The organism is Gammaproteobacteria bacterium (assembly GCA_016712635.1).
Classification (GTDB): domain Bacteria; phylum Pseudomonadota; class Gammaproteobacteria; order SZUA-140; family SZUA-140; genus JADJWH01.
Map to the genome: position 1 here is coordinate 503,019 of JADJQS010000002.1, position 25,353 is coordinate 528,371.

The following is a 25,353-nucleotide window of genomic DNA, read 5'->3' on the forward strand; positions in this document are numbered from 1 at the left end:
CAATTGCCCTGCCAGGGCAGTTCGGTTACATCGCCGGTCCGCATTACCGCAAGGTTTAATCCATATAGTCCCGCAGGAGAATTTCGGCCACCTGGACGCTGTTCAAGGCCGCTCCCTTGCGTACATTGTCAGCGACGATCCACAGGTCCAGTCCGCGCGGGTGGGAGATATCCTCGCGAATCCTTCCCACGAACACCGGGTCGTGTCCCGCCGCCTCGGTAACGGCGGTCGGATACCCCCCCGGCGCGCGTTCATCCATGACCACGATCCCCGGCGCCTTTTCCAGCAGCTTCCGTGCCTGCCCGGCGGTGATCTTCTCCCGGGTCTCGATGTGCACAGCCTCGGAATGCCCGTAAAACACCGCCACCCGGACCGCTGTCGGGTTCACAAGGATAGCGTCATCTTCCATGATTTTTTTAGTCTCCCATACCATTTTCATCTCTTCCTTGGTGTAACCGTTCTCCTGGAAGACGTCGATCTGCGGGATGACATTGAACGCGATCTGCTTGGGATAGACCGCCGGCGTGATCGGCTTGGCGTTGAGCAGATTCGCCGTCTGCCCCGCCAGTTCCTCAATGGCCTTGCGCCCGGTGCCGGATACCGCTTGGTAGGTGCAGACGTTGATGCGCTCGATGCCGACCGCGTCGTAGATCGGCTTCAACGCCACAACCATTTGAATCGTCGAGCAATTCGGATTGGCGATGATGTTGTGTCTGGTATACGCCGCGATGGCGTGCGGATTGACCTCGGGCACCACCAGCGGGATATCCGCGTCGTAGCGGAACTGTGAAGTATTGTCGATCACGACGCAGCCGGCCGCCCCCGCGCGCGGCGCATGCACCTTGGACACGCTGGCGCCGGCCGAGAACAGGCCGATCTGCGCGCGCGAAAAATCGAAGGTCTCCAGGTCGCCGACCGGGATGGACTTGCCCCGAAACGTGACCCGTTTGCCCGCCGAACGGCTGCTCGCGAGCGGATACAGCTCGCCGACGGGAAACTTGCGCTGTTCGAGGATCGAGATCATGGTCTCGCCCACCGCCCCGGTCGCGCCCACCACCGCCACATTCACCTTCTTGCTCATAGCGTCTTGTCCTTTGCAGATGTCGTATCGGATCTCAAACCAGCGCGGCGGCGACCGCCGCACCCATGTCTTCGGTGCCCACACGCCGGGTACCGGGCGTGTGGATGTCGGCGGTGCGCAGGCCCTGATCCAGCACCGCCACCACCGCGCGCTCGATCATCTCGGCGAGTCGCGGCTGGCCCAGTGAATACCTCAGCATCATCGCCGCCGACAGGATAGTCCCGAGCGGGTTGGCGATGCCCTTGCCCGCAATGTCCGGCGCCGAGCCGTGGATCGGTTCGTACATCCCCTGGCCCGAGGCGTTGAGCGAGGCGGACGGCAGCATGCCGATCGAACCGGTCAGCATCGAGGCGCAGTCGGACAGGATGTCGCCGAACATGTTCGTCGTCACCATGACATCGAACTGCTTGGGTGCGCGCACCAGCTGCATTGCTGCGTTGTCCACATACATGTGCGTCAGCGCGACGTCCGGGTAGTCGCGCTGCAGGCTCGTCATCACCTCACGCCACAGCTCGGTGCATTCCAGCACGTTGGCCTTGTCGACCGAGCACAGGCGCCGGCCGCGCTTCTGTGCCGTCTCGAAGGCGACGCGCCCGATGCGCTCGATCTCGGACTCGCTGTACACCATGGTATTGAAGCCCTGGCGCTCGCCGTTGTCGAGCCGGCGTATGCCGCGCGGCTGCCCGAAATAGATATCGCCGGTCAGCTCGCGCACGATCATGATGTCGAGCCCGCTCACCACCTCGGGCTTCAGCGTCGATGCGCCCACGAGCTGCGGGTACAGCATGGCGGGACGCAGGTTGGCGAACAGGCCGAGGCCGGCGCGCAGTCCGAGCAGGCCCTTCTCCGGGCGCAGCGCGATGTCGAGGGACTCCCATTTCGGTCCACCCACCGCACCGAGCAGCACCGCATCCGCCGCGCGCGCGCGCTGCAGGGTCTCCTCCGTCAGCGGACGACCGTGGGCCTCATAAGAGGCGCCGCCGACCAGGCCGTGCTCGATCGCGACGTCGAGACCGAAATCCCGCTGCAGCCGCGCCAGCACCTTGAGCGCCTGCGCCATGATCTCCGGGCCGATGCCGTCGCCCGGCAATACCAGTATCTTCTTGCTCATCCGTCTCGATCCTTTATTTGCCGGCAGGCGTGACGAACAGCCAGGGCGCCGTCCGCCGGCGGCGTTCCTCGTACGCGGCGATTTCGCCATGATGCTCCAGCGTGAGGCCGATCTCGTCGAGGCCGTTCAGCAGGCAGTGCTTGCGGAACGGATCGATCGCGAAGCCGTGGCGGGCTCCGGCCGGAGTGGTGACTTCCTGCGCGGCGAGATCGACTCCGAGCCGGTAACCCGTCGTCGCCGCCACCGCCGCAAACAGTCCGTCCACCACCTCCGCCGGCAGCGCGATCGGCAGCACGCCGTTCTTGAAGCAGTTGTTATAGAAGATGTCGGCGAAGCTCGGTGCAATGACGACGCGAAATCCGAAATCGGACAGCGCCCACACCGCGTGTTCGCGCGAGGAGCCGCAGCCGAAGTTGTCGCGCGCGAGCAGGATGCTGGCGTCGCGGTAACGCGGCTGGTTCAGTACGAAGTCCGGATTCGGAACGCGTGTCGACGCCTCCATCCCCGGCTCGCCGTGGTCGAGATAGCGCCACTCGTCGAACAGGTTCGGGCCGAACCCGCTGCGCTTGATCGACTTCAGGAACTGCTTGGGTATGATCGCGTCGGTGTCGACGTTGGGACGATCCAGCGGCGCCGCGATCCCGGTCAATTTGTCGAGTTTCATCATCCCCATATCTGACGACTCCTGCGCACGAACAGGACGTGCGCGTCTAAAACCATGCAGAGTACCGCCGCGCCATTCCGCCCGTCACTTCTGCGCCGCGCCTTCGATCTTCTCGCCGGCCTTGGAGATGTCGCGCCCCAGGCCCTGCATGGTCTCGCATCCCAGCAGACCCGCCGCCATCAAGGCCATCAACCCCAGTGCAAACCAACGCTTCATGCTCGCCCTCCTCAATATGGAAATTCGCGTACGTCGACAAAATGACCCGCGATCGCCGCCGCTGCGGCCATGGCGGGACTGACCAGGTGGGTGCGCCCGCCCGGACCCTGGCGCCCCTCGAAATTGCGGTTCGAGGTCGAGGCGCAGCGCTCGCCCGGCTCCAGCCGGTCTGCGTTCATCGCCAGGCACATCGAGCAGCCCGGCTCGCGCCATTCGAATCCCGCCGCGGTAAACACCCTGTCGAGCCCTTCCTCCTCGGCCTGCCGCTTGACCAGCCCGGAGCCTGGCACCACCATCGCCAGCTTGATGTTCTTCGCCACACGGCGGCCGCGCACAACCGCGGCGGCCGCGCGCAGGTCCTCGATGCGCGAGTTGGTGCAGGAGCCGATGAATATCTTGTCGACGCGGATGTCGCGGATCGGCGTACCGGGCGCGAGCCCCATGTACTCCAATGCGCGCTCCGCGCCGCGGCGCTTCACCGGATCGGCGAATTCCTCCAGCAGCGGGACACGGCCGTCGACCGTGGCCACCATCTCGGGCGAGGTGCCCCAGGTCACCAGCGGCTTGATCGTCCCTGCGTCGATCTCCACCACCGCGTCGAATGCGGCGTCGGCGTCGCTCTTCAATACGCGCCAGGCGGCGACGGCGCGGTCCCACAGCTCGCCCCTGGGCGCGAAGGGACGGCCGCGCAGGTATTCGATGGTCGTGTCGTCCACCGCGACCATGCCGGCGCGCGCACCCGCCTCGATGGTCATGTTGCACAGCGTCATGCGTCCTTCCATGGTAAGGGCGCGCACCGCTTCGCCGGCGTATTCGATCACGTATCCCGTGCCGCCGGCGGTGCCGATGCGTTCGATGACGGCCAGCGCGATGTCCTTGGCGGTGATGCCCGGGCCGCAGCGCCCCTCTATGCGGATCTGCAGGGTGCGCGACTTCTTCTGGTTCAGGCACTGCGTCGCGAGCACGTGCTCCACCTCGGAGGTGCCGATGCCGAAGGCAAGCGCGCCGAAGGCGCCGTGGGTCGAGGTATGGGAGTCGCCGCACACGACCGTCATGCCCGGCAGGGTGGCGCCCTCCTCCGGACCGATCACATGCACGATGCCCTGGCGCGGGTCGTTCATCCTGAATTCTGTGATGTCGAACTCGCGGCAATTACTGTCGAGCGTCTCCACCTGCTCGCGCGACACCGGGTCACTGATGCCGCGCGCGCGGTCGGTGGTCGGCACGTTGTGGTCCGGTACGGCGAGAATGCTGGAGGCGCGCCACGGCCGGCGGCCGGCGAGCCGCAGCCCCTCAAAGGCCTGCGGCGAGGTTACCTCGTGCACCAGATGGCGATCGATATACAGCAGGCAGGTGTCGTCGCCGTTATCGCGCACCACATGGTCGTCCCACAGCTTGTCGTACAGGGTCTTCGCCATCACCACACCCGCCGGGCTTCCCCGGATATTCGATTGACAGTCGACTATCTTAACGTATTTCAACGGCCTGACGCATCGGCGCGGCGCCAGCGCGGCGGCCGTGTTATGATGCGCGGCATCCTCACATATGCGGTCGACCCCGAATCCGAATCATGCGACGCCCGACCACGACCGGCAATACCGCCCGCCGCGCGCGGAGACCGCGGCCGTGACGGCGCGCCTGCTCGACGGCAAGGCGATCGCCGCCGGGGTGCGCGAGCGCATCCGCGCCCGCATCGCCGAGCGGCGTGCCGCCGGGCTGCGCCCGCCGGGTCTCGCCGTGCTCCTGATCGGGGACAACCCCGCCTCCCAGGTGTACGTCGCCAGCAAGCGCAAGGCCTGCGAGGATCTCGGCATCCTGTCCCGCTCCTACGACCTGCCGGCCACCATCACCCAGCAGGAACTGATTGAGCGTATTGATGATTTGAACCGGGACGCGGCGATCGACGGCATCCTGGTGCAGCTGCCGCTGCCGGCGCACATCGACTCCGAGACCGTCATCGAGCGCATCCGCCCGGACAAGGACGTGGACGGCTTCCACCCCTACAACATCGGCCGCCTCGCCGTGCGCCTGCCGCTGCTGCGGCCGTGCACACCCAAAGGCATCATTACCCTGCTGGAGCATACCGGCATACCGCTGCGCGGCCTCGACGCGGTGGTCGTCGGAGCGTCGAACATCGTCGGCCGACCGATGGCGCTCGAGCTGCTGCTCGCCGGCTGCACCGCCACCACCTGCCACCGCTTCACGCGTGACCTCGCCGCGCAGGTGCGGCGCGCCGAACTGCTGGTCGTCGCCGTCGGCAAACCCGGACTGGTCAGGGGCGAGTGGATCCGGCCGGGCGCGATCGTCATCGACGTCGGCATGAACCGCGACGCGCAGGGCCGGCTGGTGGGTGACGTGGAGTTCCAGGCGGCGGTTGAGCGCGCCGCGTGGATCACCCCGGTGCCGGGCGGCGTCGGCCCGATGACCGTGGCGACGCTGATGGAGAATACGCTGTGGGCGGCTGAAAAGCTGCACAAGTGAGGCGTGAGGGGTTAAGTGTCAGGCGTGAAAAGATAACAAACCAACTTCGCTCTAAGTCTTTAATTGCTTACCTCCTCACACCTCACGCCTGACACCTCACCGATTTTTACTTTCTCCGCCACGTCGTGCCCTGCGGTCCGTCTTCCAGGATGATGCCCAACTGGTCGAGTTCGTCGCGAATGCGGTCGGATTCGGCCCAGTTCTTAGTGTGGCGGGCTTCATGTCGCCTATCGATAAGTAGCTTAATCTTAACTTCATCAGTAAGTAATGTAGTTTGTTCTTGTCGAAGCTCTTCAGTATCTACGCGTATTATCATATCGTCACTACCAATACGAAAAGGTATAGATTGCTTCTGTAAAAATTTACTGGCATCTTCCTGCAAGAGTCCTAGTACCCCTCCAAGCCGTTTTACGACACCAGCTAAATGATTAGCTGCCTCTCTAGCCTCTTTGCCTTCTTGCGTCTTAAGACGATTAATTTGATTTCGCAGTTCGAATAGCACGACGATTGCTTCTCTTGTATTAAAGTCGTCATCCATCGCCTGCATGAACCGCTGCTCATAGTCACTGCCATCATCAGTTTCGACTGGCACGAGATCACGTAGAGCAATGTAGAGTTTCTCCAGCTCCATACGCGCTACTGCAAGGTTCTGATCGGAATAATTGAGGGGGCTGCGATAATGGCTACTAAGGATGAAGAAGCGCACAACCTCCGGCTCATACTGCTTCAGTACCTCGCGCACGGTGAAAAAATTCCCAAGTGACTTCGACATCTTCTGTTCGTCGATCTGCACGAAGCCGTTGTGCATCCAGACGTTGACGAACGGGTGGCTGGTGGCGGCCTCGCTCTGGGCGATCTCGTTCTCGTGGTGGGGGAACATCAGGTCCATGCCGCCGCCGTGGATGTCAAAGTGGTCGCCGAGGCAGCGGGTGGACATCGCGGAGCACTCGATGTGCCAGCCCGGGCGCCCCGGGCCCCACGGCGCGGGCCACTGCGGTTCGCCCGGCTTGGCCGCCTTCCACAGCACGAAGTCGAGCGGGTCCTCCTTCGCCTCGTTCACCTCGACGCGCTCGCCGGCGCGCAGGTCCTCCAGGCGCTTGCCGGACAGCTTGCCATAACCGGCGAAGCGGCTGACGCGGTAGTAGATATCGCCGTTGCCGGCGCGGTAGGCGTAGCCCTTCTTCATCAGCACATCGATCATGGCGACGATGTCGCCGATCGATGTGGTGGCGCGCGGCTCCTGATCGGGTGGCAGCACGCCGAGCGCCGCGGCATCCTCGCGCATCGCGGCGATGAAAAACTCCGTCAGCTGCCCGATCGACTCACCGCGCTCCGCCGCGCGCTTGATGATCTTGTCGTCGATGTCGGTGATGTTGCGCACATAGGTGACTGCGTAGCCGCGGCTGCGCAGGTAGCGCGCCACCACATCGAACACCACCATGACGCGCGCGTGGCCGATGTGGCAATAGTCATAGACGGTCATGCCGCACACATACATGCGCACCTGGCCGGATTCGATGGGCCGGAAGGTCTCCTTCCGCCGCGTCAGGCTGTTATAGATCTGGAGCATCGTCCTGTCTTTTTCGTACCGCGGGCGTTTCCGCGCAAGCTGGCATGGTAGCCGAAACCGGCGCCGGGTGCCAAAGGCGCGGCCGATCTGCTAGAATCCGGGCTTCGCACCCGCTGACGAAGCCTTACGCCATGTCGAAACCGTTCACGATAACCCTGGGGAAACTCCTGATCATCATGACGACCTTAGCCGCAAACCCTTCGCACGGCGCCGACGACGCGCCCCGTGTCCTGCTGCAGACCAGCCAGGGCGACATTACCCTGGAACTCGACCGCACCAGGGCGCCGGCGACCGTGGACAACTTCCTCACCTACGTGCGCGACGGCTTTTTCGACGGCACGATCTTCCACCGCGTGATCAAGAAGTTCATGATCCAGGGCGGCGGCTTCACCGGTGAGTTCCAGCAGAAACCGACCCGCCCGCCGATCAAGAACGAGGCGGACAACGGCCTGAAGAACCTGCGCGGCACCATCGCGATGGCGCGCACCTCGAACCCGCAATCGGCCACGGCGCAGTTCTTCATCAATACGGTGGACAACGGCTTCCTCGACTTCCGCGACCAGACGCAGTCCGGCTGGGGTTACGCGGTATTCGGCAAGGTGGTCGCCGGGATGGAGACGGTGGACAAGATCGAGAACCTGCCCACCGGCGGCGGCGGTCCGATTCCGCGCGATGTGCCGCAGACCATGGTAACCATCGAGAAGGCGACCGTTGTATCCGCAGGAGACAAGCCCGCGTCGCCCTGAAGCGGCGCGCCCGAGCGCCGCCCGCCGGGCCGCCCTGTCCGGCGCCGGCCGATGACCGTCGCATTCATCTCCGACCTGCACCTGTGCGCCGATCGCCCGGCCATGACGGCGCTGCTGCGCGCCTTCCTGCAGTGTCGCCTCAATCCCGGCGACACGCTCTACATCCTGGGCGACCTGTTCGAGGCCTGGCTCGGCGACGACGCCGTGCTGCCCGACCAGCGCCCGGTCCTTGAGTCCTTGCACGCCACCGCCGGACGCGGTGTCACCCTCTTCTTCATGCACGGCAACCGCGACTTCCTCGCCGGCGCGGGCTTCGCCGCCGAGAGCGGCTGCAGTCTGCTCGCGGACCCCGCCGTCATCGAACTCGGCGGCGAGCGCGCCCTGCTGATGCACGGCGATACGCTGTGCACCGACGACCTCGGGTACCAGTCCTACCGCAGCCGTGTGCGCAGTCCCGATTTCCGCGCCCACGTCCTGTCGCTGCCGCTCGACGAACGCATCGCGCTGGCCGGGCACTACCGCAGCGAAAGCGCGCGCCTCTCGCGCGACAAGCCGCCCGAGATCATGGACGTCAATCAGGGGGCGGTGGAGACGGCCATGCGCGCGCACGGCGTGCGCCGCCTGATCCACGGCCACACCCACCGGCAGGCGGCCCATGAATTCACGCTCGACGGCGCACCGGCACAGCGCATCGTGCTCGGCGACTGGTACCGCAACGGCTGCGCGCTGGAATATACGCACGGCCGCTACCTCATGAGCAATTTCGGCCTGGACAGCCTCGGCGCGCCGCCCGCCCGGGCGGCAACAGATCACCAGCCCTGAATCTGGCTCCGGATCAGCTCCGCCAGACCCTCGATATGGTCGGGGCGCTCGTTGAGCGCGGGGATGTAGCGGAAACGTCCGCCGCTTGCCTCGACGTAGAGGTCGCGGTTCATCACCGCGATCTCCTCCAGCGTCTCCAGGCAGTCGGCGGAAAATCCGGGACAAACCACATCAACGCTGGCGACGTGCGAACCGCCCCAGGCGCGCAGGGTCTGGTCGGTGTAGGGCTGCAGCCATTCCTCGTAGCCGAAGCGCGACTGGAAGGCGACCAGCCAGCGATCCGCGGCCAGGCCGAGTTCGGCGGCGACGAGGCGCGCCGTGCGCTGGCACTGGTCGTGGTAGGGATCGCCCGCCTGCTGCGTCCGGCGCGGCATGCCGTGGAAGGAAAACAGCAGCCGCTCGCCCGCCGGCTGCTGGCGCCAGGCATCGCGGATCGAATCGGCCAGAGCGCGGATGTACCACGGTTCGGCGTGATAATCGGCCACCACGCGCAGCTCCGGCACGCGGATCCACCCCTTGAGCGCGCGCGCCACGGCGTCGAAGGTCGAGGCGGTGGTCGCCGAGGAATATTGCGGATACAGCGGCACCACCAGAAGATGCTCGGCGCCGGCGGCGCGCAGCTCCTCCAGCGCACCGGCGATCGAGGGCGAGCCGTAGCGCATGCCGAGCGCGAACACCAGGCGTTTGTCCCCGGCGAAACGCGCGCGCAGGGCCTGCAGCTGGCGCCGCGCGGTCACCAGCAGCGGCGAACCCTCCGGCGTCCACACGCCCTCGTAGAGGCGCGCGGAACGGCGCGGGCGCACCTGCAGGATGACGCCGTTCAGCAGCGGCAGCCACAGCCAGCGCGGCAGCGAAACGACGCGGGGATCGGAGAGGAATTCGCGCAGGTAGCGCCGCACGGCGGGAGGCGTCGGCTGATCCGGCGTGCCGAGATTGCTCAGCAATACGCCGGTGGTTCCGGTCCCGCCCCTGTCCTCATCGCCCATGCACCGCCTCCCGTCTGTCCATGCCCGCGCCTTCGCCCCATGTCGCCATGTCCCGGCATCATACCGGGCACGACCGCGGGAAGCTAAGGATCATCCCGCAAATTCGAGCAGCAGCGCATTCATCCTGCGCACGAACGCGGCCGGATCCTCCAGCTGGCCGCCCTCGCTCAGCATCGCCTGCTCGTAGAGCAGGTGCGCCCAGTCGTCGAAGCGGGCTCCATCCTGCTCCCGGTTGAGCGTCTTGATCAGCGGGTGCCCGGGATTGACCTCCAGGATAGGCGGACTCGCCGGGACCTTCTGGCCAGTGGCCTCGAGCAGCTTGCGCAGGCTCATGGCCATATCGTCCTGGTCCACCACCAGGCAGGACGGCGAATCGGTCAGGCGGTGGGTGACCCGCACGTCCTTGACCTTGTCCGTCAGGACCGTCTTCAGGCGCTCGACCAGCTCCTTGAACCCCTCCGTCACCTCGTTGAGGGCCTGCTTCTCCTCAGCATCCTCGAGTTCGCCCAGCGCGAGCTCGCCCTTGGCGACCGACTGCAGCGGCTTGCCGGCGTACTCGCTCAGGCCCGACAGCATCCACTCGTCCACGCGGTCGGACAGCAGCAGCACCTCGATGTCCTTCTTGCGGAAAATCTCCAGATGCGGGCTGTTACGCGCCGCCGGCGCACTCTCGGCGGTAATGTAAAAGATCTTGTCCTGGCCCGCCTTCATGCGCCCGACGTAGTCGTCGAGCGAAACGTCCTGCGCGCCGGAATCGCTGCGCGTGGTGGAGAAGCGCAGCAGCCTGGCAATCTGCTCGCGGTTGGCGAAATCCTCCGCCGGACCCTCTTTCATCACGCGGCCGAACTCGGACCAGAAGGCGCGGTACTTGTCCGGCTCGCCCTCGGCCATGTCCTTCAGCAGGCCGAGCACCTTCTTGACCGAGGCGGCGCGGATCGTGTCGATCTGGCGGTTGTGCTGCAGGATCTCGCGCGACACATTGAGCGGCAGGTCGTCGGAATCGACGACGCCGCGCACGAAACGCAGGTAGCCCGGCATCAGCCGTTCGGTATCCTCCATGATAAAGACGCGCTTCACGTACAGCTTGATGCCGTGGCCGCGCTCGCGATCCCACAGGTCGAACGGCGCGCGCTTCGGGATGTACAGCAGGCTGATGTAGGACTGCGTCCCCTCTACCTGGGTGTGCACGTGCGCCAGCGGCTCGTCGAAGTCGTGCGCGACATGCCGGTAGAACTCGGCATATTCCTCGGCACTGATATCCCTGCGCGGACGCGCCCACAGCGCGGCGGCGCGGTTGACCGTTTCCCACTCGCCCGCCTTCTCCTTGTCCTCCGCCGGCATCTCGATCGGCAGCGACAGGCTGTCGGAATACTTGCGGATGATGCCGCGCAGCCGGTAGTCGTCGAGGAAGTCGTCCTCCTCCGGGCGCAGGTGCAGCACAATCTCGGTGCCGTGTTTTTCGCACGGGACGGTCTCCAGCGTATAGCTGCCTTCGCCGGCCGACTCCCAGCGCACCCCGTGCTCGGGTCCGAGGCCGGCGCGCCGCGTGGTCAGCGTGACGCGGTCCGCCACGATGAAGGCGGAATAGAACCCGACGCCGAACTGGCCGATCAGGTGCATGTCCCTGGCCTGGTCGCCGGTGAGCGACTCGAAGAAGTGGCGGGTGCCGGATTTGGCGATGGTGCCGATATGGTCGACCACCTCCTGCCGGCTCATCCCGATGCCGTTGTCCGACACCGTGACGGTGCGGGCCTGCCGGTCGCAGGAGACGCGCACCCGCAGCGCGGCCTCACCCTCGAACAGGGCATCGTCGGTCAGGGCCTCGAAACGGAGTTTGTCGCAGGCGTCGGAGGCGTTGGAGACCAGTTCGCGGAGGAATATCTCCTTGTTCGAGTACAAGGAGTGGATCATCAGCTTGAGCAGCTGTTTCGCCTCGGCCTGGAAATCAAGGGTTTCCTTGTGTACATCGGCGGTCATCGTGACATCGGTCTCCCTGTTTCAATGAATCGGGGTAGTATATTTCGTGCGCACGGCGCGTGCGGGCCGGTGCGGTCCGGCGTTGCCTGCATGGTAGGGACGGCGGCGCCCGGATTCAAGCCCCGGACCCGCGGGCGCAGAATACTGTGGCAATCGGCGGAAAAAGAACGCACAATCGGCGAAAAAACCCTCTCCGCATGAGCACCCGATCATGAACGTCCGCACCGTCGAATCCACCCCCTTCGAAGACCAGAAGCCCGGCACCTCCGGGCTGCGCAAGCGGGTTGCCGTGTTCCGCCAGCCGCACTACCTGGAGAACTTCATCCAGGCGCTGTTCAACGCCATCGGGGGCGGCGACGGCAAGACCCTGGTCGTGGGCGGCGACGGCCGCTATTACAACCAGGAGGCGATCCAGGTCATCATCAGGATGGCGGCGGCCCAGGGCGTTTCGCGCCTGCTGGTGGGAAGGAGCGGACTGCTTTCGACCCCCGCCGCCTCGAACCTGATCCGCAAGCACAAGGCCGACGGCGGCATCATCCTCTCGGCCAGCCACAACCCCGGCGGCCCGGAGGGCGATTTCGGCATCAAGTTCAACGGCCCCAACGGCGGACCGGCGTCCGAGCAGGTGAGCGAGGCGATCCACCGCGAGACCCGGCGCATCCGCGCCTACCGCATCCTCGACGCGGGCGACCTCGCACTGGGCAAGATGACCGAGCTCACCCTCGGCCAGACCCGCGTCCAGATCATCAACCCGGTGGCGGACTACGCCGACCTGATGGAGACGCTGTTCGATTTCCCGCGCATCCGCAGCATGATCGAGGCGGGCATGTTCAACATCTGCTTCGACGCCATGCACGCGATCACCGGACCGTATGCCTACGAGATCCTGGAACGGCGCCTCGGCGCACTGCCCGGCACGGTCATCAACGCGACGCCGCTGAGCGACTTCGGCGGCGGCCACCCCGACCCGAACCTGACCTACGCCCACGAGCTGGTGGAGATCATGAACCGGGCCACCGCGCCCGACCTCGGCGCCGCCTCGGACGGCGACGGCGACCGCAACATGATCCTCGGCAAACGCTTCTTCGTCACGCCGAGCGACAGCATCGCGATCCTCGCCGCCAACGCCCACCTCGTGCCGGGCTACCGTGCCGGACTCGCCGGAGTCGCGCGCTCGATGCCGACCAGCCAGGCGCTCGACCGCGTCGCGGCTCACCTCGGCATCCCGTGCTACGAGACACCGACCGGCTGGAAGTTCTTCGGCAACCTGCTCGACAGCGGCAGGATCACCCTGTGCGGTGAGGAGAGTTTCGGCAGCGGTTCGGACCACCTGCGCGAAAAGGACGGCGTCTGGGCCGTACTGTTCTGGCTCAACATCCTCGCGGTGCGGCGCCAGTCGATCGAGCAGATCGTGCGCGAGCACTGGGCCGCCTTCGGCCGCAATTTCTACACCCGCCACGACTACGAGCAGGTCGAGGCCGGCATCGCGGCGCAGATGGTCGACGAGCTGCGCGACACGCTGGCCGCGCTGCCGGGCAAGAAGCTCGGCGGCTACAAGGTGGCCTATGGCGACGATTTCAGCTATACCGACCCGGTCGACCAGTCGGTCACCGCGCGCCAGGGGCTCCGCCTCGGCTTCACCGACGGCTCGCGCATCGTCTTCCGCCTGTCCGGCACCGGCACGGAGGGCGCCACGCTGCGCATCTACATTGAAAAGTACAGCGCCGATCGCGCCCTGCACGGCGAGGACACGCAGACGGCCCTGAAGGACCTGATCGAGATCGCCAACAAGCTGTCCGGCGTTCTGTCCCGCACCGGCCGCGGAGGCCCGACCGTCATCACGTGAGACCGCGGCGCGCCACGAACCAGCCATCGCGCGGGCGCGGAACCCTGCCGGCCGCCCGGTCCGCATTCCGGATATCGTCCGAGCCATCGAGGTAAGCCCGCATGCGTTACATCCGCCGCTTCTCAGAACTTCACATCGAGGACATACCCCTGGTCGGAGGCAAGAACGCCTCGCTGGGCGAGATGTTCAACACGCTGTCCCCGCTCGGGGTCAAGGTGCCGGACGGCTTCGCGATCACCGCGGACGGCTACCGCCTGTTCATCGAGCACAACCGGCTCAACCAGAAGATCGACGAGGCCCTCGGCAAGCTGGACACCCATGACCTGAAGGCGCTGGCCTATACCGGGGCCGTGATCCGTGAATGGGTCATGTACAGCGACATTCCGGACGAACTTGCCGGCGAGATCGCCGCGGCCTACAGGCAGCTGGCCGCGGAGTATGGCGCCAACCCCGACGTTGCGGTGCGCAGCTCGGCCACCGCCGAGGACCTGCCGGCCGCCTCCTTCGCAGGCCAGCAGGACACCTACCTCAATATCCGCGGCCTGCCGCACCTGATCACCGCCTGCCGTCAGGTGTTCGGCTCGCTGTTCACCGACCGCGCGATCTCCTACCGCGTCGACAGGGGCTTCTCCCACCGCGACGTCGCGCTCTCCATCGGCGTGCAGAAGATGGTGCGCTCCGACCTCGGTTCCTCCGGCGTCATCTTCACCATCGACACCGAAACCGGATTCCGCGACGCGGTGTTCATCACCGCCGCCTACGGACTCGGCGAGAACGTCGTCCAGGGCAAGGTCAATCCCGACGAGTTCTACGTCTACAAGCCGATGCTGGAACAGGGGCGGCGCCCGATCATCAAGCGCCAGCTCGGCGACAAGGCGATCAAGATGATCTACACCAGCGACACCACCGCCGGCATCTCGACCCGCAACGTGCGCGTGCAAAAGGAGGCGCGCGAATCCTTCGCCCTCAGCGACGACGAGGTGCTGCAGCTGGCGCGCAACGCGGTGGTGATCGAGAAGCACTACACGGCGAAGGCCGGGCGCCCCATGCCCATGGACATCGAATGGGCCAAGGACGGCCGCACCGGCGAGCTGTTCATCGTCCAGGCGCGGCCGGAGACGGTGCAGGCGCTGACCGACGCGCGCTACCACGAGACCTACCGGCTCAAGGCGTGCGGCGATGTGGTGGTCACCGGCAAGAGCGTGGGCAAGAAGATCGCGTCCGGCCGCGCGCGCGTCATCTTTGAGGCCGCGCAGATGGGCGACCTGCAGCGGGGCGAGGTGCTGGTCACGGATATCACCGATCCGGACTGGGAGCCGGTGATGAAGATCGCCGCCGCCATCGTCACCAACCGCGGCGGCCGCACCTGCCACGCCGCCATCGTCGCGCGCGAGCTCGGCATACCCGCGGTGGTCGGCTGCGGCGAGGCGACCCAGGCGATCGCGACCGGCCAGGAAGTCACCGTCTCCTGCAGCGAGGGCGACACCGGCTATGTCTACGCCGGCCTGCTGGCGTTCGAGACCGAGCGCGTCGATCTCGGCGACGCCCCGCGGCCGCGCACCAGGATCATGCTGAACGTCGGCAATCCGGAGCAGGCGTTCGACTGCTCGCGCCTGCCGAACGACGGCGTCGGCCTGGCGCGGCTCGAATTCATCATCAACAACAGCATCCGCATCCACCCGCGCGCCCTGCTCGAATACGATTCGCTGGACGAAGGGACACGGCACCGCATCGACGCCATCGTTGCCGGGTATCCGGACCGCCGGACGTTCTACATCGAACGGCTCGCCGAGGGCGTCGGCACCATCGCCGCCGCCTTCTATCCCCGGCCGGTGATCGTACGCCTGAGCGACTTCAAGTCGAATGAATACGCCTCGCTGATCGGCGGTGCATCCTTCGAACCGGTGGAGGAAAACCCGATGATCGGGTACCGCGGCGCCGGGCGCTACTACTCCGAACAGTTCGCGCCCTGCTTCGAGCTGGAGTGCGCCGCGATGAAGACCGTGCGCGAGACGATGGGGCTGGACAACGTTGCGCTGATGGTGCCCTTCGTGCGCACCGTGCGCGAGGGCGTCGAGGTGCTCGCCCTGCTGGAACGGCACGGGCTGAAACGCGGGGAAAACGGGCTCAAGATCTACATGATGTGCGAGATCCCGTCCAACCCGCTGCTCGCCGATGAATTCCTGCAGCACTTCGACGGTTTCTCGATCGGATCCAACGACCTGACCCAGCTCACCCTGGGGGTGGACCGCGACTCGGGCATCGTCACCGGGTTCGATGAACGCGACGCCGCGGTGCTGAAGCTGATGGAGATGGCGATCGAGGCCTGCCACCGCCACGGCAAGTACGTCGGGATCTGCGGGCAGGCGCCCTCGGATTACCCGGAGCTGACGCGCTGGCTGGTCGAGCGCGGCATCGACTCGATCTCGCTCAATCCCGACAGCGTCATCCCCATGACCCGGGTGGTGCTCGACATGGAATCGGGAAAGCGATGAGCATCGACGGCGGCACAGCCCCGGGTCCCGGGCGCGGCTGAAGCGTCCCGGTTCCTCCGCCTCAGAACAGCACCAGCGCCCAGCTCAGGATCGCCGTGGTCGTACTGGCGGCGAGTTCGGGATTGCGCAAGCTGACCTCCAGCATGAGCGCGTTGGACTCGCTGAAGTCGTAGCGCAGGCAGAATATGTCGCGCTCCTCGGTGCCGAGCTGGTTTCTTCCCACCAGGTTCGGGTCCATGAAATAGGCGTCATCCTCGTCGTAATCGAACGCTTCGCGCCGGTACGTCGCCTTCAGCTGCTCGGTCAGCAGATAGCCGAACTGGGCGAAATAGGCCAGTGCGGTATGGTCCCCGCCGTCCCCGACACCGGGCCGGGATTTGTTCTCGAGGTGATAGATCTCGGCCAGCAGGGCGAATTTCTCGTATTCATAGCGCAGGTCGAAGCCGATGAGCGACTGCCGGACCAGGTCCTCGCCGCGCTCTACCAGGCCGCCGGACGTGGCGGACTCGACCACGTTGTTGCTCATCACGAACACGCCCGGCATGAAGGGCTTGCCCGGCTGCGCGTAGCTCAGGCGTCCGAAGAAGGACTTCTCCGGGCTGAGGTCGTCCCGGATGGGGACCTCGATCCGGTCGGTCCCCGTCGAATCGATCATGTTGCTGTTCGCGATCCCGGCCTCGTAGAAAAGTCCGTTGTCAAAACCGCCTTCGGCCAGGAGACCGATCATGTGCATCGGGATGATAGAGTTGACCGAACCTTCGAAACTCAGGATGAACGGCCGCGACACCGTGTCCTGCAGCAGGATGCCGTGATGGAAGTGGCGGCTCCAGTAGCCGAGCGGCGGGTGGAACCTCCCCATGCCGAGGCGGAACTCCTCGGAGAATTCACGCATGATCCAGTAGCGCTGGATCTCGTATTCAAACTCGCCGGAAAAGGTCTGGAACTGCAGCTCGAACAGCGCCTTGGTCTTGTCGTCTATGTACTGCGACGCGTAGAAGTCGAGACTGCCGATGCGGAAATTCGCCTCGTCGTCGGGTATGTCGCTGGCGATATAGCTCAGGTCCCCGAAGACGCCGAGGTCGAGCGCCCGGGCATTGTTGCCGCCGCACATCAGCGCGACCGCACACGCCGCCATCGCCACAACCGCCCGTCTGCTCTCGTTCATCTCGCCTCCCGCCACTTCCCCGCCACGCCGGGCAGAATCAATCTTTGCTCAATAGCACCCTGACCGAACCGTTCACCGCCTCGCGACTGACATACCCGATGCGTCCCGGTGCTTCACTGATCCACTTGACCACGGCGCGCTCATCGGGCTTCGTCTCCGGCGGCGACCCCTTGCCGGTGAAGATGCGCTTCGCCCAGTACGCCTTTACCTGCGTGGTGTCCTTCCCGATCACCTTTTCATAGAATTCGTCCCGCACCGAGTTCCCGCTCGGCAGATCGATCACCTCGACGCGGGTGCCGTTATCGAGCTGCACGGTCTTGCCCAGATAGAGGTTGCGGACCATATTTTCACTGAGGGAGGGCACTTCGATATCGGGGCTGCCGACCACTACAACCTCGACATCGGCCATGGCCGGAAACAGCACGAAAGACAAGGCCATGCCCGTCGCGCGCCCCGCCATCCTGACCAGTGTTCGTGGCATCTTCTCTCCTTGCATAAGCCGGATACGCCACCGCCTGTCCGTTTTCCGCCGCCCCGTCCCTGATACTGATCCGGTATCGGAACGGGCATGGCAAGCTTTAAACATGATTCTGCAACAAAAGCAAGCGCGACGCCGGATAGGATGAAGCCGGGGTTCGTAGGCGCCGATCCGGGATACCGGGGTGCCGGGTCAGCCGGCACCGTTCCAGGCGAGGAGCAGATCCATCACGTTGGTACCGCTCGCGCCGGTGAGGATCAGGTCGCCGCTGGCCTCGAGAAACGCGCCGGCGTCCGCGTGCCGCAGACAGTCCAGCGGATCCAGGCCGCGCGCGCGACCGCGCGCGACCGTGCCGCCGTCGACCATCGCGCCCGCTGCCGGCCCCGGCCCATCTCCTCCGTCGGTCCCCGCCGCGAGCAGGACGCGCCCCGGCAGGCCGGCGAGATCCGCGGCCGCGGCGAGCGCGAGCTGCTGGCAGCGGCCGCCACGCCCCGGCGTATCCGGCAGGGTCACCACCGTTTCGCCCGACCAGACATGCAGGCCGGGGCCGCCGTCGCGCAGCACGCCCGCGAGCCGACGCCCCTCCGCTGCGGCATCGCCGGTGATCAAGCCATGATGCAGGTGCACGGCGTAACCCAGCACGCGCGCATGCCCCGCGGCGGCCAGACGCGCGTCCCTGGCAGAGGCAATGAGGCGCGTCTCGACGGTGCGGAAGCACGGCGCATCGGCGCCGGGAGGCGCTGGCGCGCGGACGGCGAATTCCGCCAGCCATGCAGGCAACTCCCGGTCCGGCGGCCCGGAGGTATCGGCCGGGCTCAGCAGACCGGAGCCGATCACGGCGGGATCGTCGCCCGGCACGTCGGAGACCAGCAATTGCAGCGTGCGCCGCCCTCCCAGATACGCCGCCAGCCGGCCGCCCTTGATGAGCGAGAGCCGCGTGCGCACCCGGTTGATCGCGGCGATGTCCCGGCCGCATCCCGTCAGCCAGCGGTGCGCGCGCTGCAGATCGGCGAGCTGCAGCGCTCCCGCCGGCGCCTCCACCAGCGCGGAGGTACCGCCCGAGATCAGGAACAGAAAGACCGCCGCCGCCGGGGCGCGCGCGATGAAATCGAGGAGCTCACGGCCGGCGCGCAGGCTGTTCGCATCGGGCAGCGGATGGCCGGCCTCGATCACGGTAAGCGGAAGACCGGCGGGAAATCCGGCCGCGGCATGGCCGTACTTGGTGATGACCAGGGCCGACTCCACGGCGTCGCCGAGCGCGTCGCAGGCGCCGAGCGCCATCGGTCCGGCCGCCTTGCCGATCGCGATCACGCGCACCGGCGCCCCGGGCTCCCGGCCGGCGAGGTGTGCGCGCACCCGCACGCGGCCGTTCACCGCGGCAACGGCGTGACGGTAGATCTCGAGCAGGTCGGCGCGCGCGTCGCGGTCCACCCTGACCTCTCAGCGCCGCCGCGCCCCGCCTACAGGGCGTCGAAACCGCGCGCGAGGTCGGCCTGGAGGTCGTCGGCGTCTTCCAGACCGACCGCGATACGCACCAGACCTTCGCGGATGCCGGCGGCCTCGCGCGCCTCTGCGGAGAGACGCCCGTGCGTGGTGGTCGCAGGATGGGTGATCGAGGACTTCGTGTCGCCCAGATTCGCGGTGACCGAGATCAGCTCCATCGCATTGATGAAGCGCCACGCCTCGGCGCGGCCGCCGTCCAGTTCAAAAGCCAGCAATCCGCCGAAACCGCTCTGCTGGCGTCGCGCCAGTTCGCGCTGCGGGTGATCCGGCAGTCCGGCATAGTACACCTGCCGCACCGCAGACTGCCGCGCGAGCCACGCGGCCAGCTTCTGTGCGCCGGCGCTGTGCGCCTGCATGCGCACCGCAAGCGTCTCCAGTCCCTTGAGGAACACCCAGGCGTTGAACGGGCTGAGGCAGGCGCCCGTCGTGCGCAGGGCGCCGTACACCTCCTTGCCGACCAGAGCCTCGCTCCCGACCACTGCGCCGCCGACGCAGCGTCCCTGGCCGTCGATATATTTGGTCGCCGACAGCACGACGATGTCGGCGCCGAGCGCGAGCGGCCGTTGCAGGGCCGGCGTGCACACGGTGTTGTCGACCGCCAGCAGGCAGCCGTGGCCGTGCGCCAATGCGGCGAGCGCGGCGATGTCGGCGATGTGCGCGAGCGGATTGGCGGGCGTCTCCACGAACAGCAGGCGCGTAGCCGGCCGCAGCGCCGCCTCCCAGGCGGCCAGTTCGGTCAATGGCACGAAGGTGGTCTCGATGCCGAAGCGTCCAAGGTAGTTGGCGAACAGCAGGGCGGTGTTGCCGAACACCCCGTGCGCGCACACGACGTGGTCGCCGGCCTTGAGCAGACCCAGGCAGGCGGTGAGGATCGCCGCCATGCCGGAGGAGGTCGCCACGCAGCGCTCACCGCCCTCCAGCGCCGCCAGCCGGCGTTCGAAGGCATTGACCGTGGGATTGGTGAAGCGTGAATAGACGTTGCCGGGTTCGGCGCCGGAAAACCGCGCCGCCGCCTGTTCGGCGCTGCCGAACACGAAGCTCGAGGTGGTGAAGATCGGCTCCGACTGCTCGCCCTGTTCCGTACGCCGCTGCCCGGCGCGGACGCCGCGGGTCGAGAACCCGTATTCGTCGAACTCATCCGTCATCGCATATCTCCCGGCAACGCGGCCGCGGCCACAAACAAAAAAACCCGCATCGGCGCACGCCAAAGCAGGTGATCCGCTTTAGCCGCATTTGTTACGCGCCCGCAAGCTGAAGATCAAATCGGCGCTTTCATCGCAAGGTTAAAAAACGGTCCGCGGCTTGTCAAGCCGGCGTCACGCCGACAGCTACAGGCTCAGCATGCTGCCGCCCGTCTCCTTGCCGCGCCGGCTCTTGTTCTCGTCGCTGCGCTGGTGCTCCAGCGCCTGCAGGTATTCCGTGGTCACGTCGCCGGTGACGTATTCGCCGCTGAAACAGGAGGTATCGAAGCGCTTGATGCGCGTGTTGCCCTTGCCGACCGCCCTGATCAGGTCGTCCAGATCCTGGTAGAACACGGCGTCCGCGCCGATCCTCTGCGCTACCTCCTCCTCGCTGCGGTTGTGCGCGATCAGCTCGTGCGCCGCCGGCATGTCGATGCCGTAGACGTTGGGATAGCGCACCGGCGGCGCGGCCGAGGCGAAGTAGACCTTCTTCGCGCCGGCGTCGCGCGCCATGCGGATGATCTCGTCGGAGGTCGTGCCGCGCACGATGGAATCGTCCACCAGCAGCACGCTCTTGCCCTTGAACTCGAGGTCGATCGCGTTGAGCTTCTGGCGCACGGACTTCTTGCGCATCTGCTGGCCCGGCATGATGAAGGTGCGCCCGATGTAGCGGTTCTTGATGAAGCCCTCGCGGTAATTGACGCCAAGATCCTGGGCCAGCGCCAGCGCGGCGGTGCGGCTGGTATCGGGGATCGGGATTACGACGTCGATGTGATGGCCGGAAAAATCGCGCTTGATCTTCGCCGCCAGCTTCTCGCCCATGCGCAGGCGCGCCTTGTACACGTAGATGTCGTCGATGACCGAGTCCGGCCGCGCGAGGTAGACGTACTCAAAGATGCAGGGCGAATGCTGCGGATTCTCCGCGCACTGGCGCGAATAGAGCGCGCCGTCCATCGAGATGAACACGGCCTCGCCCGGGGCGATGTCGCGCACCAGCTCGAAGTCCAGCACGTCGAGCGCGACGCTCTCGGAGGCGATCATGTACTCGGTGCCCTGGTCGGTCTCGCGCTTGCCGAACACGATGGGACGGATGCCGTAGGGATCGCGGAAGCCGACGATGCCGTAGCCGGTGATCATGGCGATCACGGCATAACCGCCGCGGCAGCGGCGGTGCACGCCGGCGACGGCGGTGAAGATGTCGTTCTCGTCAATGTGCATCTTGCCGCTCTTCTGCAGCTCGTGCGCGAAGATGTTGAGCAGCACCTCGGAGTCGGATTCGGTATTGATGTGGCGCTTGTCCTCGCGGAACAGGTCCTGCTTGAGCCGCTCCGCGTTGATCAGGTTGCCGTTGTGCGCGAGCGCGATGCCGTAGGGTGAGTTGACGTAGAACGGCTGCGCCTCGGACGGCAGCGTGCAGCCCGCCGTGGGATAACGCACGTGGCCGATGCCGCAGTTTCCGCGCAGGTTGATCATGTGCGAGGTGTCGAACACGTCGCGCACCAGGCCGTTGTCCTTGCGCAGAAAGAACTTGGTGCCCTCGCAGGTCATGATGCCCGCCGCGTCCTGCCCGCGGTGCTGCAGCACCGTAAGTCCGTCGTACAGCGACTGGTTCGTATTGCTGCGGCGCACCGCGCCGATAATGCCGCACATCGCCTACCCTCCGTCCGCGAATTCGCCCGCGTCCCGCGGGATCGACTTCATTATCCCGTCCGCCGCGCCGCCCAGCCCGTCCGTGGCCCAGTCCGACAGGATGGCGAAATGACCGACCATCCGTGAGTCCTGCCATGCCGCGTTCCGCGCCAGCGGCGTCAGCGCCGCCAGCATCACCAGCACGGCGACCACCACGACCCCGCGCAGCGCGCCGAACAGCGCACCGAGCGCGCGGTCGGCGATGCCCAGGCCGCCCGCCTGCACCAGGCGCGATGCGAGGCTGCTTACCAGCATGCCGGCGACCAGCACCACGATGAACACGAGCAGAAAGGCCGCACCGATCCTGACGCTTTCATATGGAACCACTCCCTCGAACAGCCCGGAGGCCGGGTACGAGTAACGAAAGGCCAGCCAGAAGGACAACACCCATACCGCCAGCGAAAGCACCTCTTTCACAACGCCCCGGAACAGGCTCAGCAACGTCGACAGCGTGATGACGGCGACGATGACTATGTCAAGCCACGTCATCCGGCGAGGCCCTCATTCTACCACTATTCCGCGCGCGAGCCGCGCCAATCATAGCTGATCACCACCGCCTCCAGTTTCATATCCCGGGCCAGTTTTTCGCGCATCTGCTCGCTGCGGGCGCGCTCCATCTCGGGACCGATGCGCACGCGCAGTACCGGCTTTCCGTCTTTCACCTCGCGATCGATGAAAACCGCCTTGTAGCCCTGCGCGCGCAGCTGATCGCGCAGGGTGCGGGCGTTATCCTCGCTGGAAAAGCTGCCCACCTGCACCACCCACGCGGGCGGTTTGCCCGCAGCCGCGTCCGCGGGGACCGCCGGCGCGCCGGCGCGTGCCCCATCTTCCGGCGTGCCGGCATCTCCCGCCGCGACCAGCGGCACCTCTTCTATGCGGAAATCCTCGGGCTGCTCCGGGATATTGTCCCGTCCGGCCGGATAGAACTGTTCGGCGTTGAAATCGAGGACCAGCGGGACCACGATCGCCGCCAGCGCGACGAGGACCAGCGCGCCGACCAGACGGTGGCGCAGGTTCGGCTGCGGACCTTCCTGCTGTCTGTACTCTTTCATGACGTGCAGATTCTAACTTAAGAGGAGGCGTCGGCGACACCGCCGTGAAGCGCACGCAATACCGCACCGACGGTATAGAACGAGCCGAACACGACAACCCGGTCACCGGGGAGCGCCGCAGAGACGGCGGCGCGAAAGGCGGCCTGCGCATCGGCGCCGATCCGGGCCTCCGCCTGCGCGCGGGCGGCGATGCTGTCCCTGAGGCGTTCGACCGGCGCCGCCCGCTCCACCGGCAGGGGGGCCACGTACCAGTCGTCCACGACGTGCGCGAGCGACGATATCATGCCGTCGATGTCCTTGTCGCCGAGAATGGCCGCCACGGCGTGCGTGCGCCCCGGAACGGGCGCGTCCGCCAGCGAACGCGCCAGCGCCGCCGTGCCGTCCGTGTTGTGGGCGACGTCCAGGATGCACGGCACGCCGTCCACCACCAGGCGCTGGAACCGCCCGGGCAGGGAAACCCGCCGCAGGCCTTCCTCCAGTGCCGCGCGCGGGAACCTCCAGTCGCCCGTCGAGCAGGCGCAGCGCCATCAATACTCCCGCGGCGTTGTGGTACTGAAAGCGCCCCGCCAGGGCGGGCGCCGGCAGATCGTCGCAGCGGGCGCCGCCGCCCCACCACGTCCATGCGCCCGCGGCGGAATCCCCCGCCGCCCAGCCGAAATCGCGCCCCGGCAGGTGCAGCACCGCCCCGCGGTCGGCGGCCGCGGAAGGCAGCGATAGCGGCGGCGCGGGATCGCTGCATACTGCGGGACGGTCGCGGCGGAAGATCCCCGCCTTCTCCGCACCGATGGTCTCGCGGTCGTGCCCGAGCCAGTCCACGTGGTCGATGCCGATGCTGGTCACCAGCGCCACGTCGCAATCCAGCAGATTGACCGCGTCGAGGCGCCCCCCCATGCCGACCTCCAGCACGGCGACGTCGGGCCGCGCGCGCGCGAAATGGTCGAAGGCCGCCAGCGTGCCGAACTCGAAATAGGTCAGGCTGACGTCGCCGCGCGCGCGGTCCACGCGGTCGAAGGCCCGGCACAGCTCAGCATCGGACGCCTCCCGTGCGCCGACGCGGACGCGCTCGTTGTAACGCAGCAGGTGGGGCGAGGTGTAGGCCGCGACGCGATGGCCGGCGGCGGAGAGGATGGATTCGAGCAGGGCGACGCTGGAGCCCTTGCCGTTGGTGCCCGCCACCGTCACCACGGGACAGGGCAGCGTCGCGCCGAGCCCCAGCGCCTCCGCGACGCGCCGCACGCGCTCGAGTCCGAGATCGATGCTGCGCGGGTGCAGGTGTTCGAGCCAGGCGAGCCAGGCTTCCAGGGTATCGAAACGCATCGCGGAGGGACTCAGGAGACGGTGCCGGCCCGCGGGAGCCGGGCCGATCCGTCACGCGCGAAGCGGCGGGACGGGTGCGTCACGCCGGCAGGCGCTTGGTCATCATCGCCAGCAGGCTGTGGATCTTGTCGCGCATGTTGCGCCGGTCGATGATCATGTCGATCGCCCCGTGCTCGAGCAGGAATTCGCTGCGCTGAAAGCCCTCCGGCAGCTTCTCGCGCACGGTCTGCTCGATCACGCGCGGACCGGCGAAACCGATCAGGGCGTTGGGCTCCGCGGCGTTGATGTCGCCGAGCATGGCAAGGCTGGCGGACACCCCGCCCATGGTGGGATCGGTCATGACGGAAATGAACGGAAGACCCTTGGCGTTCATCCTGGCGAGCGCGGCGCTGGTCTTCGCCATCTGCATGAGCGAGACCAGCGCCTCCTGCATGCGCGCCCCGCCGCTGGCCGAGAAACACACCAGCGGGATGCCGCGCTCGATGCAGATGTTGACGCCGCGCACGAAGCGCTCGCCCACCACGGATCCCATCGAACCGCCCATGAAGCTGAATTCGAAGGCCGCGGAGACCAGCGGCAGTCCCTTCACCTTGCCCATCATGACGATCAGCGCATCCTTCTCGCCGGTCGACTTCTGCGCCTGGATGAGGCGGTCGCGGTACTTCTTGGAGTCGCGGAAACGCAGGAAGTCCAGCGGTTCGATCTCGGCCCCGATCTCGACGCGCGGCTCGGAGTCCAGGAACATGTCGAGTCGCGCGCGGGCGCCGATGCGGTCATGGAAACCGCATTTCGGACACACGCCGTAGCTGCGCTCAAGCTCGGCGCGATAGAGGATCTGATTGCAGGAATTACACTTGGTCCACAGGCCTTCGGGAATGGATTTCTTGCGCACGCCTTCCGTGCGGATCTTCGATGGCAGCAGTTTTTCAAACCAGTTCATAGTTCAACAGGATCCATGCCCAGTCTCGTCAGT

General features: G+C 66.4%; 21 protein-coding genes and 1 pseudogene. 5 read left to right on the forward strand and 17 right to left on the reverse strand.

All coding sequences use genetic code 11. The features are described from left to right. Positions 1-55: 55 nt before the first annotated feature. From IPK65_05610 to leuC, 5 genes are all read right to left on the reverse strand, one after another. A complete protein-coding gene (locus IPK65_05610) occupies positions 56-1,081 on the reverse strand; it encodes an aspartate-semialdehyde dehydrogenase (protein ID MBK8162625.1) in 1,026 nt (341 codons plus the stop codon). A gap of 34 nt (positions 1,082-1,115) precedes the next feature. Beyond that, positions 1,116-2,192: a 3-isopropylmalate dehydrogenase gene (leuB, locus tag IPK65_05615; protein MBK8162626.1), complete on the reverse strand. Its 1,077-nt coding sequence runs from the start codon at positions 2,190-2,192 to the stop codon at positions 1,116-1,118. Between the two features lie 13 nt (positions 2,193-2,205). After that, entirely contained in the window at positions 2,206-2,859 is a 654-nt protein-coding gene (leuD, locus tag IPK65_05620; GenBank protein ID MBK8162627.1) for a 3-isopropylmalate dehydratase small subunit, read from the reverse strand. Between the two features lie 81 nt (positions 2,860-2,940). Next, positions 2,941-3,072 carry an entericidin A/B family lipoprotein gene (locus IPK65_05625; GenBank protein ID MBK8162628.1) on the reverse strand — a complete coding sequence of 44 codons (132 nt, stop codon included), beginning with the start codon at positions 3,070-3,072 and terminating at the stop codon, positions 2,941-2,943. 11 nt (positions 3,073-3,083) lie between these two features. Beyond that, entirely contained in the window at positions 3,084-4,490 is a 1,407-nt protein-coding gene (gene leuC, locus IPK65_05630; protein MBK8162629.1) for a 3-isopropylmalate dehydratase large subunit, read from the reverse strand. A gap of 208 nt (positions 4,491-4,698) precedes the next feature. Here leuC and folD point away from each other — a divergent pair, with 208 nt between their 5' ends. Continuing rightward, positions 4,699-5,553, forward strand: a complete 855-nt coding sequence (gene folD, locus IPK65_05635) for a bifunctional methylenetetrahydrofolate dehydrogenase/methenyltetrahydrofolate cyclohydrolase FolD (protein MBK8162630.1) — start codon at positions 4,699-4,701, stop codon at positions 5,551-5,553. 106 nt (positions 5,554-5,659) lie between these two features. Here folD and IPK65_05640 read toward each other — a convergent pair whose 3' ends face one another. Further along, positions 5,660-7,123 carry a cysteine--tRNA ligase gene (locus IPK65_05640; GenBank protein ID MBK8162631.1) on the reverse strand — a complete coding sequence of 488 codons (1,464 nt, stop codon included), beginning with the start codon at positions 7,121-7,123 and terminating at the stop codon, positions 5,660-5,662. A 131-nt stretch (positions 7,124-7,254) separates the two neighbouring features. Between IPK65_05640 and IPK65_05645 the strand changes: the two genes are divergently transcribed. Both IPK65_05645 and IPK65_05650 read left to right on the forward strand, forming a co-directional pair. Then, entirely contained in the window at positions 7,255-7,869 is a 615-nt protein-coding gene (locus IPK65_05645) for a peptidyl-prolyl cis-trans isomerase (protein MBK8162632.1), read from the forward strand. A 51-nt stretch (positions 7,870-7,920) separates the two neighbouring features. Next, entirely contained in the window at positions 7,921-8,691 is a 771-nt protein-coding gene (locus tag IPK65_05650) for a UDP-2,3-diacylglucosamine diphosphatase (GenBank protein ID MBK8162633.1), read from the forward strand. Here the strand turns inward: IPK65_05650 and IPK65_05655 are convergent. Together IPK65_05655 and htpG are read right to left on the reverse strand one after the other, a co-directional pair. Then, entirely contained in the window at positions 8,679-9,677 is a 999-nt protein-coding gene (locus IPK65_05655; GenBank protein MBK8162634.1) for a ferrochelatase, read from the reverse strand. The genes IPK65_05650 and IPK65_05655 overlap by 13 nt on opposite strands. A gap of 90 nt (positions 9,678-9,767) precedes the next feature. Beyond that, positions 9,768-11,654, reverse strand: coding sequence for a molecular chaperone HtpG (gene htpG, locus IPK65_05660; protein ID MBK8162635.1), 1,887 nt, complete (start codon positions 11,652-11,654; stop codon positions 9,768-9,770). A gap of 211 nt (positions 11,655-11,865) precedes the next feature. On the opposite strand from htpG, the gene IPK65_05665 reads away from it, so the two are divergent. Both IPK65_05665 and ppsA read left to right on the forward strand, forming a co-directional pair. After that, positions 11,866-13,500 (forward strand): alpha-D-glucose phosphate-specific phosphoglucomutase, encoded by a 1,635-nt coding sequence (locus IPK65_05665; GenBank protein MBK8162636.1) that lies wholly within the window; start codon positions 11,866-11,868, stop codon positions 13,498-13,500. A gap of 101 nt (positions 13,501-13,601) precedes the next feature. Next, entirely contained in the window at positions 13,602-15,995 is a 2,394-nt protein-coding gene (gene ppsA / locus IPK65_05670; protein MBK8162637.1) for a phosphoenolpyruvate synthase, read from the forward strand. Between the two features lie 61 nt (positions 15,996-16,056). Here the strand turns inward: ppsA and IPK65_05675 are convergent, their stop codons facing one another. The 9 genes and pseudogenes from IPK65_05675 to IPK65_05715 all read right to left on the reverse strand — a co-directional run bounded on the left by IPK65_05675 (position 16,057) and on the right by IPK65_05715 (position 25,320). After that, positions 16,057-17,160 carry a hypothetical protein gene (locus IPK65_05675; GenBank protein MBK8162638.1) on the reverse strand — a complete coding sequence of 368 codons (1,104 nt, stop codon included), beginning with the start codon at positions 17,158-17,160 and terminating at the stop codon, positions 16,057-16,059. A 37-nt stretch (positions 17,161-17,197) separates the two neighbouring features. Further along, positions 17,198-17,641, reverse strand: coding sequence for a phosphate ABC transporter substrate-binding protein (locus IPK65_05680; protein MBK8162639.1), 444 nt, complete (start codon positions 17,639-17,641; stop codon positions 17,198-17,200). A 189-nt stretch (positions 17,642-17,830) separates the two neighbouring features. After that, positions 17,831-19,036: a DUF4147 domain-containing protein gene (locus tag IPK65_05685; protein MBK8162640.1), complete on the reverse strand. Its 1,206-nt coding sequence runs from the start codon at positions 19,034-19,036 to the stop codon at positions 17,831-17,833. 62 nt (positions 19,037-19,098) lie between these two features. Then, positions 19,099-20,286 (reverse strand): O-succinylhomoserine sulfhydrylase, encoded by a 1,188-nt coding sequence (locus IPK65_05690; protein MBK8162641.1) that lies wholly within the window; start codon positions 20,284-20,286, stop codon positions 19,099-19,101. A gap of 183 nt (positions 20,287-20,469) precedes the next feature. Next, on the reverse strand, positions 20,470-21,972 hold the full coding sequence (gene purF, locus IPK65_05695) for an amidophosphoribosyltransferase (GenBank protein MBK8162642.1): 1,503 nt from the start codon (positions 21,970-21,972) through the stop codon (positions 20,470-20,472). 3 nt (positions 21,973-21,975) lie between these two features. Continuing rightward, positions 21,976-22,500, reverse strand: a complete 525-nt coding sequence (locus IPK65_05700; GenBank protein MBK8162643.1) for a CvpA family protein — start codon at positions 22,498-22,500, stop codon at positions 21,976-21,978. A gap of 23 nt (positions 22,501-22,523) precedes the next feature. Further along, positions 22,524-23,063, reverse strand: a complete 540-nt coding sequence (locus IPK65_05705) for an SPOR domain-containing protein (GenBank protein ID MBK8162644.1) — start codon at positions 23,061-23,063, stop codon at positions 22,524-22,526. Positions 23,064-23,080: 17 nt separating this feature from the next. Then, a pseudogene (gene folC / locus IPK65_05710) lies at positions 23,081-24,380 on the reverse strand (bifunctional tetrahydrofolate synthase/dihydrofolate synthase). A 79-nt stretch (positions 24,381-24,459) separates the two neighbouring features. After that, entirely contained in the window at positions 24,460-25,320 is an 861-nt protein-coding gene (locus IPK65_05715) for an acetyl-CoA carboxylase carboxyltransferase subunit beta (protein MBK8162645.1), read from the reverse strand. Positions 25,321-25,353: the final 33 nt, after the last annotated feature.